The following is a 12140-nucleotide window of genomic DNA, read 5'->3' on the forward strand; positions in this document are numbered from 1 at the left end:
GGACCGGCCCGGCCGGGACCGGCGTAAGCTGGCCCGTCGTGAGTCTCACCATCGGCATCGTCGGCCTGCCCAACGTCGGCAAGAGCACGCTGTTCAACGCGTTGACCAAGAACGACGTGCTGGCGGCGAACTACCCGTTCGCCACCATCGAGCCCAACGTCGGCGTGGTCGGGCTTCCCGACGAGCGGCTGGGCAAGCTGGCCGAGATCTTCTCCTCGCAGAAGGTGCTGCCGGCGCCGGTGTCGTTCGTCGACATCGCCGGCCTGGTCCGCGGCGCGTCGAAGGGGCAGGGCCGGGGCAACGCCTTCCTGGCCAACATCCGGGACGCCTCGGCGATCTGCCAGGTCGTCCGGGCCTTCTCCGACCCGAACGTGGTGCACGTCGACGGCAAGGTCTCCCCGGCCGACGACATCGAGACGATCAACACCGAGCTGATCCTCGCCGACCTGCAGACCCTGGACAAGGCGCTGCCCCGGTTGGAGAAGGAGGCCAAGCTCCGCAAGGACCGGGCCGCCGCTGTCGCCGCCGCGAAGGCCGCGATCGAGGTGCTCGACGGTGGCACCACGCTCTACTCCGGGGCCGCCGCCGCCAAGATCGAGCTGGAGCACCTGCGCGAGCTGCACCTGCTCACCACCAAGCCCTTCCTGTACGTCTTCAACGTCGACGAGGCCGAGCTGGCCAACGAGACGTTCCTCGACGAGCTGCGCGCCCTGGTCGCCCCCGCCGAGGCCATCTTCATGGACGCCAAGATCGAATCTGAGCTGGTGGACCTGCCCGAGGACGAGGCCCGCGAGCTGCTGGAGTCGATCGGGCAGAACGAGCCCGGCCTCAACCAGCTCGTCCGGGTCGGCTTCCGTACCCTCGGCCTCCAGACGTACCTCACGGCCGGCCCCAAGGAAGCGCGCGCCTGGACCGTCCCGGTCGGCGCCACCGCCCCGGAGGCCGCGGGTGTGATCCACAGCGACTTCCAGCGCGGCTTCATCAAGGCCGAGGTGGTCTCCTACCACGACCTGGTCGAGCACGGTTCGATGGCGTCGGCCAAGGCGGCGGGCAAGGTCCGCATCGAGGGCAAGGAGTACGTCATGCAGGACGGCGACGTGGTGGAGTTCCGCTTCAACGTCTGAGTCCGAAACGTTCCAGCGCTAGGTGCGGAGCGTGTCGACGAGCTTCTGAACCCGGGCGCGGATGTCGTCGCGTACCTGGCGGACGACGGCGAGAGGCTGGCCGGCCGGGTCGGTGAGCTTCCAGTCTTCGTAGCGTTTGCCGGGAAAGATGGGACAGGCGTCGCCGCAGCCCATGGTGATGATGACGTCGCTGGCTTCGGCCGTGTCCCAGGTGAGCTTGGCAGGGATCTGGCCGGTGATGTCGATGCCGACCTCGCGCATGGCTTCGACTGCGACGGGGTTGATCTGGTTGGCGGGTTCACTGCCTGCGGAGCGGACCTCAACGGTGTCGCCGGCGAGGTGGCGCAGCCAGCCGGCGGCCATCTGGGAGCGGCCGGCGTTGTGGACGCAGACGAACAGGACGGTGGGCTTGCTGCTCATCGAGCTTCGGTCTCCCGGGTGAGGTGGGGCACGACGACGGCGTCGGCCGTGTCGGCGGCGTGGGGGTACCAGGCGGCGAGGGCTGCGACGGCGACCAGGCCGCCGACGAGCTGGGCGGCGATGAAACCGGGTAGCGAGGTTGGAGCGATACCGGCGAAGGTGTCGGTGAAGGCCCGGCCGATGGTGACGGCGGGATTCGCGAACGACGTCGACGAGGTGAACCAGTAGGCCGCGCCGATATAGGCGCCCACAGCGGCCGGAGCGGCTGTGGTGCGGCCGGAGCGGGCGAGGGCGAAGACCAGGACGACCAGTCCGGCGGTGGCGACCACCTCGGCCAGCCACAGGTTTCCCCCGGTCCGTTCGGTGCGGGACCAGGCCACCGCCGGCAGGCCGAACATCACGTCAGCCAGGACCGCGCCGGTGATCGCGCCGCCGGACTGGGCGGCGGCGTAGGCGGCGAGGTCCCGCCCGGTCAGGCCGGTGCCGGAGCGGCGGCCGAGCCACCAGTCGACGGCTGAGACGACCGGGTTGAAGTGTGCGCCGGACACCGGGCCGAAGGTCAGGATCAGCGCGCCCAGGGCCAGGGCGGTGGCGATCGCGTTTTCCAGGAGTTGGAGACCGACGTCGGTGGGGGAGAGCCGGGCGGCGGTGATCCCGGAGCCGACCACGGCGGCGACCAGCAGCGCGGTGCCGGCGAACTCCGCCGAGGCTCGCCGTGGCAGGGCAAGGCTCACGCGGTGCTGCTGGCGGCCGGGGCGGCGGAGATGTCCAGGAGCGCCTCAAGTTGCCGGAACGCTTCCGGTTTCACCCGGTACCAGACCCAGGTGCCGCGCCGCTCCGAGTCGACCAGGCCCGCCTCACGCAGCACCTTGAGGTGGTGAGAGATGGTCGGCCCGGACAGGTCGAACGCCGGGGTTAGGTCGCAGACGCACATCTCCGGCACCGAGGCGATCATCGACATCAGCCGTAGCCGGATCGGATCCCCGAGGGCCTTGAACAGCGGTGCGACCATCGCGGCCTGCTCGGCGTCCATGGGGCGGACCGCGAGCGGCGAGCAGCAGGCCACGGCGTTGAGGTCTACCACCGGCAGCTCTTGTTTCGACATGCCTCTACCTTGACAGATTTCGAAACAGGGTGCAACGTAGGTCTTGCTTCGATAAGCATCTAGACAAGGAGATGGCCGTGTCCCGTGTCCAGCTCGCCCTGCGCGTATCCGACCTCGAAGGCTCCGTAGCCTTCTACGCCAACCTGTTCGGCGTCGAGCCGGCCAAACGCCGCCCCGGCTACGCCAACTTCGCCGTTGAGAACCCGCCGCTGAAGCTCGTGCTCCTGGAGGGTGAGGCCGACCAGCCCACCGTCATGGACCACCTCGGCGTTGAGGTCGCCAGCACCGACGATGTCAACGCCGCCACCAAGCGCCTCACCGACTCCGGTCTCATCACGCTGGAAGAGAACAACACCGAGTGCTGCTACGCCCTCCAGGACAAGGTGTGGGTGCACGGCCCCGGCAATGAGCCGTGGGAGGTCTACACCGTCAAGGCCGACTCCCCGCAGTTGGACAAGGCCACCGAGAGTGCGTGCTGCACCCCAGCCGCCGAGACGGAGCCGGCCACCAGCGGGGCCGCTTCAAGCTGCTGCTGACCTTTCCGCTCTCGCGCGCCCGTCGTCGATTTAGGAGGCGGGCGCGCAGTCCGGGTCGCATCATCGTGCCTCAGCCGTCAGGCAGGAGCGAGACGGCGGGGCGCGCCGTCACCGCTGCATCGGGGCTGGATACTCTCGGCATGAACCAGATCTGGCCGGTTCTTCTCGTCGCCGCGCTTGGTGTTACCGGCACCCTCGGGGCCGCTATTTCGACCCAGTTCCTTACCACTCGCCGCGAGGACCGTCGGTGGAACTTGGAGCGCGAACGAGAGCAGGAACGCTGGGAGCGGGAGCGCCAAGACCGGGCGGCGCAGTGGCAGCGAGAGGACGAGCTTCGGCACCGCGAGGCACGCGAAGAGACCTACAAACAGTTCATGCAGACCATCTGGAACTGGGGTCGCAAAGCGGCTGACATCAGGCAGATGATCGAGGCCGGAGAGGGGCATCTGTTCATTGTGGATACTGATGACCTCTACGATGCCAGCGTAAAAGCCGTAGGCATCATGGCGGAACTGGAGCTTTCGGCCTCCGCGCCGGTCCGAGACTCCGCCCGTGAATGCTGCGACCTCATGTCGAGGTTCGTCTCCGAAGTGGATGCCGTACTTCCCATCTCGGAAGGAGCGGATGGGCTCGACGTGCCTGTCACGCTTCATGACAGCTACAAGGTTGTTGCCAGAAAGACCGTTGAACTGATGCGCACCGATCGTGGCCTCATGTCTCTGGCCGCAACCAATCCGCCCATGCAGCCCGATGTGAGCCAACGGCCGGTGCCCAGGACGACCAGCGACAGCTGCCGACCGGCGATGTCGATCACTTGAACGGCGTTCGTCGCCCACTCGGCTTGCGTTTTCTTCCGGCCCTGGCGTTCGCGAACTGTCGTTGGCGCTGATCTCGTTGCTCCCGCTTCCAGTCCTGTCGCCGGTGGCCGCGTCGTTGTTGGTAAAGGTGGGCGATCACGGCCAGCGCCATCCACCCGGACAGAACCAGGCCTGCCGCTCCGACCACCCCCTGCAGCCGGCCTCGATGCCCGCTGAGGATGCCGAAGTCGGTCACGAAGTCATCCGGGTCCTTGGGGTTCACCCAGATCCGCACCGCGCTGCCGGCCGCCAGGCAGACCTCCCAGCAGCCAACCTCGGCCTGACGTTGAGCACCGGCGAATTCATAGCTCAGGTGCATCGTCTTCCGCCGCTTGTGTGCAAGTTCATCGACGACTGCCTGGGCTGGCACGCCATGGACCCGCAGTCGGCTCTCCCAGGCGTCGTTGTCCTGAAAGGTCTTGAAAGGCAGCCACAACATGACCATCCCGACCACGAGGCCGAGCGCGTAGACGGGATAACGGACGCGCCACCAGCTCCGCAAGATCTGCACGGTGGTCATGGTCGCAGTCGATGTCGACAAGCGGCGGTACGTTGACCGCATGACAGATGAGCGGCTCCGATCGTCGTTCGGCGCGGCGGCGACCGCGTACGCCGAGCACCGCCCCGATTACGCGCAGGCCGCGGTGCGGTGGGCGCTGGAGGCCGCCCCCGGTCTACGCGTGCTCGACCTGGGCGCCGGCACCGGCAAGCTGTCCGCGACGCTGGCGGCGGTGGGCGCGGACGTCGTGGCTGTCGAACCCGACCCGGCGATGCTCGCCGAGCTGCGCCGTGCGGTGCCGACCGTCCGTGCCCTGCCGGGCAGCGCCGAGGCCATCCCGTTGCCGGACGGGTCCGTCGATGCCGTGCTCGCCGGCAACGCCCTGCACTGGTTCGACATGACCGTCGCCGGGGCGGAGATCGCCCGGGTTCTCGCCCCTGGCGGCATCCTGGCCGGTCTGTGGAACATCATGGACGACCGGATCGACTGGGTTGCCGGGCTCGAACGGGTCAGCGGGAGTGCGGCCATCGGCCCGCGTGACACGTTGAGCAGTTGGCGCGCCGCGACGGCGGACATGTTCGTTCCGAGCCCCGGCCTGATCGCCCGGTTCGAATCGGCAGAGCAGGTCGAGTTCCCGCACGGTCAGCGGCGTACCGCCGACTCGCTCGTCGCGACGCTCGCGACGCGAGCCGGAATGCTGGTCATGCCGGACGAGGAGCGAGAGGCCACCCTCGGCCGGATCCGTCGCTTCCTCGGGAGCCGACCCGAAACCGCCCACGGCGAGTTCACGCTGCCGATGCTGACCGGCGTGCTGCGCGCCCGCCGGAGCTGACGGCCGGGCGGGGCATTGGAAGCTGTGCTGGCAGGCGCCGAGGTGGCGCTGGTGGGTCTGTTTTCGGCGAAGGACAAGGAGTTCGAGAGCACACTCGATCTGCTGGCCAGCCTTGTGGAAGCCCACGGTGGCCGGGTCGTGGGCCGGCACGTGCAACGGCGGGGAGTCTCTGCCGGCGGCGCGGACAAGATGGGTGACCCGTTCTCGCGGCGGACATTGCTCAGCCCCGGTCGGGCAAGCGAAGTCGCCGAGGCCTGCCGGCAGCAAGGGGTTGGCGTCGTGGTCTTCGCGAACCCGCTGACCGACCACCAGCGGACCGTCCTCACTGACATGTTCGGCTGTCCCGTCCTGACTGGCGACGACCTCCGGTAGGTCAGGGGCGGGCAGCCTTCTCGCCGTGGACCGCCACGTACTCCGCGGCGAGCCAGGGCCCAAGGTCGTCGATGAGTTCGCCGAGCACGCCCGGAGCCGGTGAAGGCTCGCGGCCGACGACGGCAGCTCTACGCATCTGCCCGGCGCGTTCTGGATAGTGGAGCCCGAACGCCTCGGCGGACTCGGTGAGGTCGCTCGTCCAGCCTCCCCATCGAGGCATGATCAGCGTGAATCCGGTCCTGACGATGCGACGAGCGACGAGCCGGGTGAGGGCCTTACGTTGCTGGTCGGTGTCCGCTTCGGCTGCCTGGTGGCGCCACCCCGGAAGCGCAAGGGAGAGGTCACCGTTCGTCTCGCGGGCGAGCAGGGGAGTGGGCCGGTAGCGGGGGAGTTGGTCGGCGAGGTCGTCCCCCAGCAGGGGAGTGCACAGGCAGGCGACAAAGAAACCGAGGTCGTGCCGCTCAAGCTCGCTGAGCAGCGTACGTGCACTGAACAGCAGGATGCCCACGCCGTCGATCTGCGGGAAGGACCGGTCGAGGTCCTGCTCGATCCTGGTGGCAGCCGCCCGGTCGGCCTCGGTCGGTTCGGTGCGCAGGGCGAGGAGCAGATCGAGGTCGGAGACGCCGAGGGTGGCGGTGCCACGCGGGATGCTGCCGTAGATGTAGGCGCTGTGCAGCCGACCACCGTCGAACGACTCGGCTGTCCGAGCGCGTGCCGCGTCGACAACACCGGCGAAGGCGGCCGGGACCCGACTCAGTGCACCCTCACGCGCAATCCATCCCTCGGCGTCCAGTCCCCTTCCGGCCATGGGGACATACTGCCGGAGCCACCGGTCCTGCCGCTCGGCCCAGGCGCCCAGCTCGTTGCCGCTGGGGTCGGTGACGTGGAACCGCGGGCCACCGGGGAACTCGTACGGCCCGGTTACCACCTGGCCGCCGGCATGGTCCTGACGCATGTACCTTCGGCGCGCCTTCGTTGGGCGCTCAGAGGGCGGCCGCGATCCAGGTGACGATCGCGCCGACGACGACCAGAACCAGGTTCAGCCAGACGTCCTTCCGTTCGCCTCGGAAGAGGTGGAACCCGGCCGCGAAGACCTGCAGGATCGTCAGCCCGGCGGCTGCCGCGACGGCGAGGACGGGTGCGATTCCCGTGAGCGGCGGCAGGATGAGGCCGACGCCTCCGAGCACCTCCAACAGGCCGATGGCGCGTACGCCGGCCATCGGGACCGCGGTGCCTGCCCACGCCATCATCGGTGCGAGCTGCGCCTGGCTCCGGACCACCTTCATACCGCCTGAGTACAGGTAGAACAGCGCGAGCAGCCCGCCGACGATCCAGTACGCGATCTCCATCAGTCCCCCGTGGTCGCGAGTAGTAAGTAACCAGATCCTGGGGCATGATCGAGGGCTCTACAAAAGGCACATCGCTGTGCCCTACCCACATCGAGGGGTCATGTCGAAGTACGGGAAGTCGTGTCTGATCCGTGGCGACGGCGGCCGTGCCATTCGCGGCATTCTCAACCGGATCGGCGACAAGTGGAGCCTGCTGGTCGTGGCTACCCTCGACAGCGAACGCATGCGCTTCAGCGAGCTGCAGCAGCGCATCCCGGAGGTTTCTCAGCGCATGCTGACCCGGACCCTTCGGCACCTGGAACGCGACGGCCTCGTCTCCCGGCACGTCTTCGCCGAGGTGCCTCCGCGCGTCGAGTACCAGCTCACCGACACCGGCCGCACGCTGATCGGGCCCGCGGTGACCCTCGCCGAGTGGGCTGTCGAACACAACCCCGACATCGAGCGCAATCAGCACACCTACGACCTGCGCGAGCGCTGACCTGCGGGTGGTTGCGGCGCTCCATGGGCCGGGGCAAAAACCGCCCGTCACGGCGCGCCACGGGTCCGCGCGGATCTCCTGTGTCCCCTCGGACGGACGGTGAGGGTCGCTTGTCCAGAGTGGGCACATAAGCCGGGAGGTGATCGGCCAGGTCGTCGCCCTCGCCGGATCTCGCCCTACTGCTCGGCCCAGGCACCCAGCTCGTTGCCGCTGGGGTCGGTGAAGTGGAACCGCCGGCCACCGGGGAACTCGTACGGCCCGTTCACCACCTGGCCGCCGGCCTCCTTGACGGCCTGCACGGATCGGTCCAGGTCGGTGGAGTAGAGCAGCACGAGTGGGCCGCCCGCCCGAACCTCCGCGTCCAGACGGAGACCGCCGACCTCGGGCGCGGCGTCGCCGTGTGGGCTGCGGATGCCGGCGTACTCCGGCCCGTAGTCGTTGAACTGCCAACCGAACGCGTCGGCGTAGAAGCGCTTGGCCACGGCGAGGTCGGTCACCGTGAGCTCGACGTAGTCGATGGCGTGGTGTCGGTGTGGCGATGGCTCAGACATGCGCCGATCGTGCACCCCGGGTACGACGAAACCCCGAAGCGCAACGAAAGGTTGCGTGATGGGTGTCGGCTGTCGTAGGTTAGGTGCAACCAAAGGTTGCGAAAGGTTGTGGACATGGAACAGGGAACGATCGAACGCGACATCCACGTCAACGCGTCCCCCGAGGTCGTCTTCGAGGTGGTCAGCCAGCCCCAGCACATGCGGGAGTGGTGGCCCGACGATGCGCGGTTCGAATCCGTCGCCGGTGCGCCCGGCGAGCTGATCTGGCGCGACGCCGACACCGGCGAGACGAAGACCGTCGCGCTCGCCGTCGTCGAGGTCGACCCGCCGAAGCGGTTCTCCTTCCGGTGGTGCTTCACCGAGCCGGACCGGAGCGGGCAGGCGCTGTTCGTCACCTTCGACCTGGTGCCCAGCGGCACCGGGACGCTGATCCGGATGACCGAGACCGGGTTCCGCGAGCTGGGTTGGGAGATCGCTGTCCTGGAAGAGCAGTACCGCGACCACGAGAACGGATGGAATCACTACATGCCCCGGCTGGGGGAGTACGTCGCGCGGCTGGTCGCGACCCCATGAGCGCGGTGGTCGACGACGAGCTGTGGTCGGCGATCGGCGACCCGATCCGTCGTACGATGATCGATCTTCTTCTCGCCGACGGGCCCGGCACGGCCACCTCGTTGAGCAGGCGACTACCCGTAACCCGTCAGGCCGTCTCGAAGCACCTTGCCGTCCTCGACCGGGTTGGGCTGATCCACGCCGAACCGGCCGGTCGCGAGCGCCATTACCAGGTGGACGAGGCGCAACTCGCCCGCGCGGTCGCCCAGCTGTCGGCGGTCGGCTCCACCTGGGACGCCCGACTCCGCCGGATCAAGCGGATCGCCGAGGCGATCGAACGCACCCGCACCAACGACGAAGGAGATTGAGAATGGTCGACATCCTGCACCGGGTCGGCGTCGTCGCTCCGCTCGACGACGTCTACCGAGCGGTGGCCACGCCGGAGGGTCTCGCCGCCTGGTGGACCACCGACACGGTGGGCAAGAGCGAGGTCGGTGGACAGTTGGCCTTCCGGTTCGGCGATGCCGGCGGCTTCGACATGGAGGTCCTGGAGCTGAACCCCGCCGGGCGGGTGCGGTGGCGCGTCGTCGACGGCCCAGAGGAGTGGGTCGGCACCGAGGTCGACTGGCGTCTCGACCAGCGCGGCGAGTACACGATCGTCCAGTTCGCACATCGGGGCTGGCGCGAGCCGGTCGAGTTCATGCACCACTGCAGCACCAAGTGGGCGCTGTTCCTGATGAGCCTCAAGGAGCAGGTGGAGACCGGCCACGGCCGACCGGCCCCGGACGACGTGCGGATCAGCGACTGGCACTGACCTGGGTGACGGCTGCATCGCCGGGCAATCGCGAACTCCGCCTGGAGATCGCGATTGCCCCGGCGACCAGGCCGAGGGCCACGATCGCCACGGCGCAGAGCAGCAGCGTCGGGCGGGGGCCGATGGCACCCGCCAGCGGCCCGCCCAGCATGGTGCCCAGCGGCACCGCCAGCACGAGGATGGCACCGTTCGCGGCGAGCACCGCGGGCAGTCGGTTGGTCGACGTGCTGCGCTGGAACAGCGCCATCGACGTGGACATGTACGGCGCCCAGATGAAGCCCGCCAGGGCGAACGCCGGCAACGACACGCCGACCGGTACGCCCAGGCCGAGCGGCAGCATGGCAACGCCGAACGCGACGACGATGCCGATGGTGGTGGCTCGCAGTGGCCAGCGGCGGAGGTAACCGGCGACCAGACCCCCGGCGAGACCGCCGACGCCGAACGCGGTGTAGTAGGCGCCGAGCAGCGTCGCGGAGGCGTGCAGGTCGTCGGTGATGTGAATGGGCATCGCCACGTACACCGGTCCGAAGAGGAAGAAGAACCCGAGGCTCAGCACCAGCAGGCCCAGCAGGGCCGGGTTCTGGCGGATGACCGCGAATCCGGCCGCTCGCGAAGCGCCGCTCTCGGACCGTGCGGGTCCGTCGTTGGTGGGAAGGGCGAGACGGTACGTGAGGGCCAGCGCGGCGAAGGTTGCGGCGTCGATGGCGATGACCCAGACCGGCCCCACCCAGCCGATCAGGATGCCCGCCAGTGGCGGGCCGACGATTATGGCGAACCCTCCGATGGTGCTGAGCACGGCATTGGCCGGCAAATGGTGTCGCTGCGGCAGCAGTTCGGCGATCAGGGTGAATCGGCCAGCGGAACCCCACGAGTGCAGCAGCGCCGACGCGGCCAGCAGAACCACGTACAGCCCGATGGTGAGCACGCCGGCGAGGTGGGCGAGGGGGATCGCCGCGAGCGCGCTGGCCCGCAGGATGGCGTCCCACCCGGCGAGTTGCGCGCCGCTTCGCCCGCGCAGCAGCCGACCGAAGACGACGGTCCCGGCCGCGCTGGGCAGCGTGTACGCCGCCATGGCCAGCGCGATCCAGGTGCCCCGCTGACCGTGCGGGGCGAGTTGGATGGCGAGCCAGGTCACCGCGACCACCGCCAAGCCGTCGCCCAACGCGGAGACGGCCAGCCCGGGTAGAACGCGTCGGAGTTGAGGGTGACTGACCACCGGCCAGTACGGAGAGGAGCGCGGGAATCGGGAGGCGTCCGGCATGCAGTCAGCACACTCGGCGAACGACCTGCGGATCAATACCTAGCTGCTGGCAGCAGAATCAGCCGAGGGTGAAAGGCCGGGTCACCGCTTCGGGCCGTCGTTTCGGCGGGCAGCGCGGAAGGACGAGCCGATGCTCGCCACGATCGAACCCACCGAGGCGAGCGACACCGCCACAGTGCCGGCCGTGTCAACCCCGCCGTCCCCGTTCACCCTGAGGATGATGCCGGTGACCATGAGGACGACCGACAGGGCCAGGACCACCTGGATGGCTCGTCTGCTCATGGCGGCATCTCGCTCTCGGTCGGCGGGAGATCGGCTCGGGTTCCGTGACGTCGGGGCGATGACTGCTCGACTTTCCGGAACCCGAGCCGATCAAACCGCTACTCCTTGCGGTAGACCGAGATGTGCGACGGGCTGTCGGCCTGGAACGGTCGCCGGTGCCAGTCGGCGTGCCGCTCCGTGAGCCGGAGCCCGGCCCGCTGCGCCATCTCGTCGATCTGGTGCGGCCACGCGTACCGCATGGCGAACGGCTTCAGATGCACACCGTCCGCGTCGAACGTGATCGTCTGCCGGATGAACCGCTGCGCCGGCCGGTCGTACCTGTGCAGTCGGATCGTCGCGGAGTCCTCGGTCACGGCACGTACCTGCACCTGCTCGTCCTGGTCGAAGTCGCGCGGGTCGGGCACGAACGTCTCGATGACGAACGCGCCGCCGGGCGACAGCACCCGGGCGACGTTGCGGAAGCAGTCCGCCTGCCGCTCGGCGTCCACCAGGTTGAACAGGGTGTTGAACACCAGGTACGCGAGCCGGAACTCACCGGCCACCGGCACGTCCGCCATGTCGGCGACGACCACCGGGATCTGGTCGCCGCCGGGCTTCGCCCGCAGCTGCGCGACCATCTCCTCGGACGCCTCGACGCCCTGCACGGCGAGGCCGCGTTCGGCCAGCGGCAGCGCGACCCGGCCGGTGCCGATTGCCAGTTCGAGAACCGGACCCCCGTCGGCCAGGTCGGCCAGGAAGTCCACGGCTGGCGCGGGGTCGGGGTTGCCGGGGCCGTCGTAGTCGGCGGCCCAGAGCCGGCCGAAGAGGCCGGGATCGTCGAAGACCGACATCAGCGGCCTCCGGGGTTGAAGTCAGCGGCGCTCAGCAGCGCCGGGGAAACAGTCCTGCTCACGAAGTCTCGATTCGTCGGGTCGGATGACGGTTGGTTCGGGGGACTTCGTCGTGTTGGGCATGGTGGCTGCTCCCTTCGGGTGACTGTCGACCGAGGACACCAGACACGCCGTGGGCCCGGCAAGGCAATTACGCCAGGCGGGCCCACGACTGGACGTGCGGTAAAGAGAGGTTGTGGGGGATAACAATTTGCACCTGGTGGCTCATATGCGCGCCA

At 68.8% G+C, this 12140-nt stretch carries 19 protein-coding genes; 9 read left to right on the forward strand and 10 right to left on the reverse strand.

Going from position 1 to position 12140, the window contains the following annotated elements:
* Positions 1 to 38 precede the first annotated feature (38 nt).
* Entirely contained in the window at positions 39 to 1124 is a 1086-nt protein-coding gene (gene ychF / locus ACLQ3F_RS14165; protein ID WP_355010165.1) for a redox-regulated ATPase YchF, read from the forward strand.
* Positions 1125 to 1142: 18 nt separating this feature from the next.
* On the opposite strand, the gene ACLQ3F_RS14170 is transcribed toward ychF, so the two are convergent.
* The 3 genes from ACLQ3F_RS14170 to ACLQ3F_RS14180 are packed head-to-tail and all read right to left on the reverse strand — an operon-like array spanning position 1143 to position 2649.
* Positions 1143 to 1544, reverse strand: a complete 402-nt coding sequence (locus ACLQ3F_RS14170; protein WP_425849123.1) for an arsenate reductase ArsC — start codon at positions 1542 to 1544, stop codon at positions 1143 to 1145.
* Entirely contained in the window at positions 1541 to 2278 is a 738-nt protein-coding gene (locus ACLQ3F_RS14175) for an aquaporin (RefSeq protein ID WP_425849126.1), read from the reverse strand. Before ACLQ3F_RS14175 ends, ACLQ3F_RS14170 begins: the two co-directional genes overlap by 4 nt.
* The gene (locus ACLQ3F_RS14180) at positions 2275 to 2649 is read right to left on the reverse strand and encodes an ArsR/SmtB family transcription factor (RefSeq protein WP_425849129.1); all 375 of its coding nucleotides are present in this window, start codon (positions 2647 to 2649) and stop codon (positions 2275 to 2277) included. Before ACLQ3F_RS14180 ends, ACLQ3F_RS14175 begins: the two co-directional genes overlap by 4 nt.
* Before the next feature lie 77 nt (positions 2650 to 2726).
* Here ACLQ3F_RS14180 and ACLQ3F_RS14185 point away from each other — a divergent pair, with 77 nt between their 5' ends.
* Both ACLQ3F_RS14185 and ACLQ3F_RS14190 read left to right on the forward strand, forming a co-directional pair.
* Positions 2727 to 3185, forward strand: a complete 459-nt coding sequence (locus tag ACLQ3F_RS14185; protein WP_425849131.1) for an ArsI/CadI family heavy metal resistance metalloenzyme — start codon at positions 2727 to 2729, stop codon at positions 3183 to 3185.
* 140 nt (positions 3186 to 3325) lie between these two features.
* Positions 3326 to 4003, forward strand: coding sequence for a hypothetical protein (locus ACLQ3F_RS14190; RefSeq protein ID WP_425849134.1), 678 nt, complete (start codon positions 3326 to 3328; stop codon positions 4001 to 4003).
* On the opposite strand, the gene ACLQ3F_RS14195 is transcribed toward ACLQ3F_RS14190, so the two are convergent.
* Positions 3996 to 4562, reverse strand: coding sequence for a DUF3592 domain-containing protein (locus ACLQ3F_RS14195; RefSeq protein WP_425849137.1), 567 nt, complete (start codon positions 4560 to 4562; stop codon positions 3996 to 3998). The genes ACLQ3F_RS14190 and ACLQ3F_RS14195 overlap by 8 nt on opposite strands.
* Positions 4563 to 4602: 40 nt before the next feature.
* Here ACLQ3F_RS14195 and ACLQ3F_RS14200 point away from each other — a divergent pair, with 40 nt between their 5' ends.
* Positions 4603 to 5373 (forward strand): class I SAM-dependent methyltransferase, encoded by a 771-nt coding sequence (locus ACLQ3F_RS14200; RefSeq protein WP_425849139.1) that lies wholly within the window; start codon positions 4603 to 4605, stop codon positions 5371 to 5373.
* Between the two features lie 24 nt (positions 5374 to 5397).
* Entirely contained in the window at positions 5398 to 5745 is a 348-nt protein-coding gene (locus ACLQ3F_RS14205) for a hypothetical protein (RefSeq protein WP_425849304.1), read from the forward strand.
* 1 nt (position 5746) lies between these two features.
* Here ACLQ3F_RS14205 and ACLQ3F_RS14210 read toward each other — a convergent pair whose 3' ends face one another.
* Positions 5747 to 6700, reverse strand: a complete 954-nt coding sequence (locus tag ACLQ3F_RS14210; protein WP_425849140.1) for a hypothetical protein — start codon at positions 6698 to 6700, stop codon at positions 5747 to 5749.
* 28 nt (positions 6701 to 6728) lie between these two features.
* Positions 6729 to 7094 carry a DoxX family protein gene (locus ACLQ3F_RS14215; protein ID WP_425849143.1) on the reverse strand — a complete coding sequence of 122 codons (366 nt, stop codon included), beginning with the start codon at positions 7092 to 7094 and terminating at the stop codon, positions 6729 to 6731.
* Positions 7095 to 7194: 100 nt separating this feature from the next.
* On the opposite strand from ACLQ3F_RS14215, the gene ACLQ3F_RS14220 reads away from it, so the two are divergent.
* Positions 7195 to 7572, forward strand: coding sequence for a winged helix-turn-helix transcriptional regulator (locus tag ACLQ3F_RS14220; RefSeq protein ID WP_425849146.1), 378 nt, complete (start codon positions 7195 to 7197; stop codon positions 7570 to 7572).
* A gap of 176 nt (positions 7573 to 7748) precedes the next feature.
* Here ACLQ3F_RS14220 and ACLQ3F_RS14225 read toward each other — a convergent pair whose 3' ends face one another.
* Entirely contained in the window at positions 7749 to 8123 is a 375-nt protein-coding gene (locus ACLQ3F_RS14225; protein WP_357201712.1) for a VOC family protein, read from the reverse strand.
* Positions 8124 to 8237: 114 nt separating this feature from the next.
* Here ACLQ3F_RS14225 and ACLQ3F_RS14230 point away from each other — a divergent pair, with 114 nt between their 5' ends.
* The 3 genes from ACLQ3F_RS14230 to ACLQ3F_RS14240 are packed head-to-tail and all read left to right on the forward strand — an operon-like array spanning position 8238 to position 9489.
* Positions 8238 to 8696 carry an SRPBCC domain-containing protein gene (locus ACLQ3F_RS14230; RefSeq protein ID WP_425849149.1) on the forward strand — a complete coding sequence of 153 codons (459 nt, stop codon included), beginning with the start codon at positions 8238 to 8240 and terminating at the stop codon, positions 8694 to 8696.
* Entirely contained in the window at positions 8693 to 9043 is a 351-nt protein-coding gene (locus ACLQ3F_RS14235; RefSeq protein WP_356976845.1) for an ArsR/SmtB family transcription factor, read from the forward strand. The genes ACLQ3F_RS14230 and ACLQ3F_RS14235 overlap by 4 nt, the downstream gene beginning before the upstream one ends.
* 2 nt (positions 9044 to 9045) lie before the next feature.
* Positions 9046 to 9489 (forward strand): SRPBCC family protein, encoded by a 444-nt coding sequence (locus ACLQ3F_RS14240; RefSeq protein ID WP_425849151.1) that lies wholly within the window; start codon positions 9046 to 9048, stop codon positions 9487 to 9489.
* Here the strand turns inward: ACLQ3F_RS14240 and ACLQ3F_RS14245 are convergent.
* From ACLQ3F_RS14245 to ACLQ3F_RS14255, 3 genes are all read right to left on the reverse strand, one after another.
* Positions 9473 to 10750, reverse strand: coding sequence for an MFS transporter (locus tag ACLQ3F_RS14245; RefSeq protein WP_425849154.1), 1278 nt, complete (start codon positions 10748 to 10750; stop codon positions 9473 to 9475). The genes ACLQ3F_RS14240 and ACLQ3F_RS14245 overlap by 17 nt on opposite strands.
* Positions 10751 to 10831: 81 nt before the next feature.
* Positions 10832 to 11032: a hypothetical protein gene (locus ACLQ3F_RS14250; RefSeq protein ID WP_425849157.1), complete on the reverse strand. Its 201-nt coding sequence runs from the start codon at positions 11030 to 11032 to the stop codon at positions 10832 to 10834.
* 98 nt (positions 11033 to 11130) lie between these two features.
* Complete coding sequence (locus ACLQ3F_RS14255; protein WP_425849160.1) at positions 11131 to 11862, reverse strand: class I SAM-dependent methyltransferase; 732 nt, start codon at positions 11860 to 11862, stop codon at positions 11131 to 11133.
* Positions 11863 to 12140 lie beyond the last annotated feature (278 nt).

It is taken from the genome of Micromonospora sp. DT15 (genome assembly GCF_049841475.1).
Lineage (GTDB): Bacteria > Actinomycetota > Actinomycetes > Mycobacteriales > Micromonosporaceae > Micromonospora.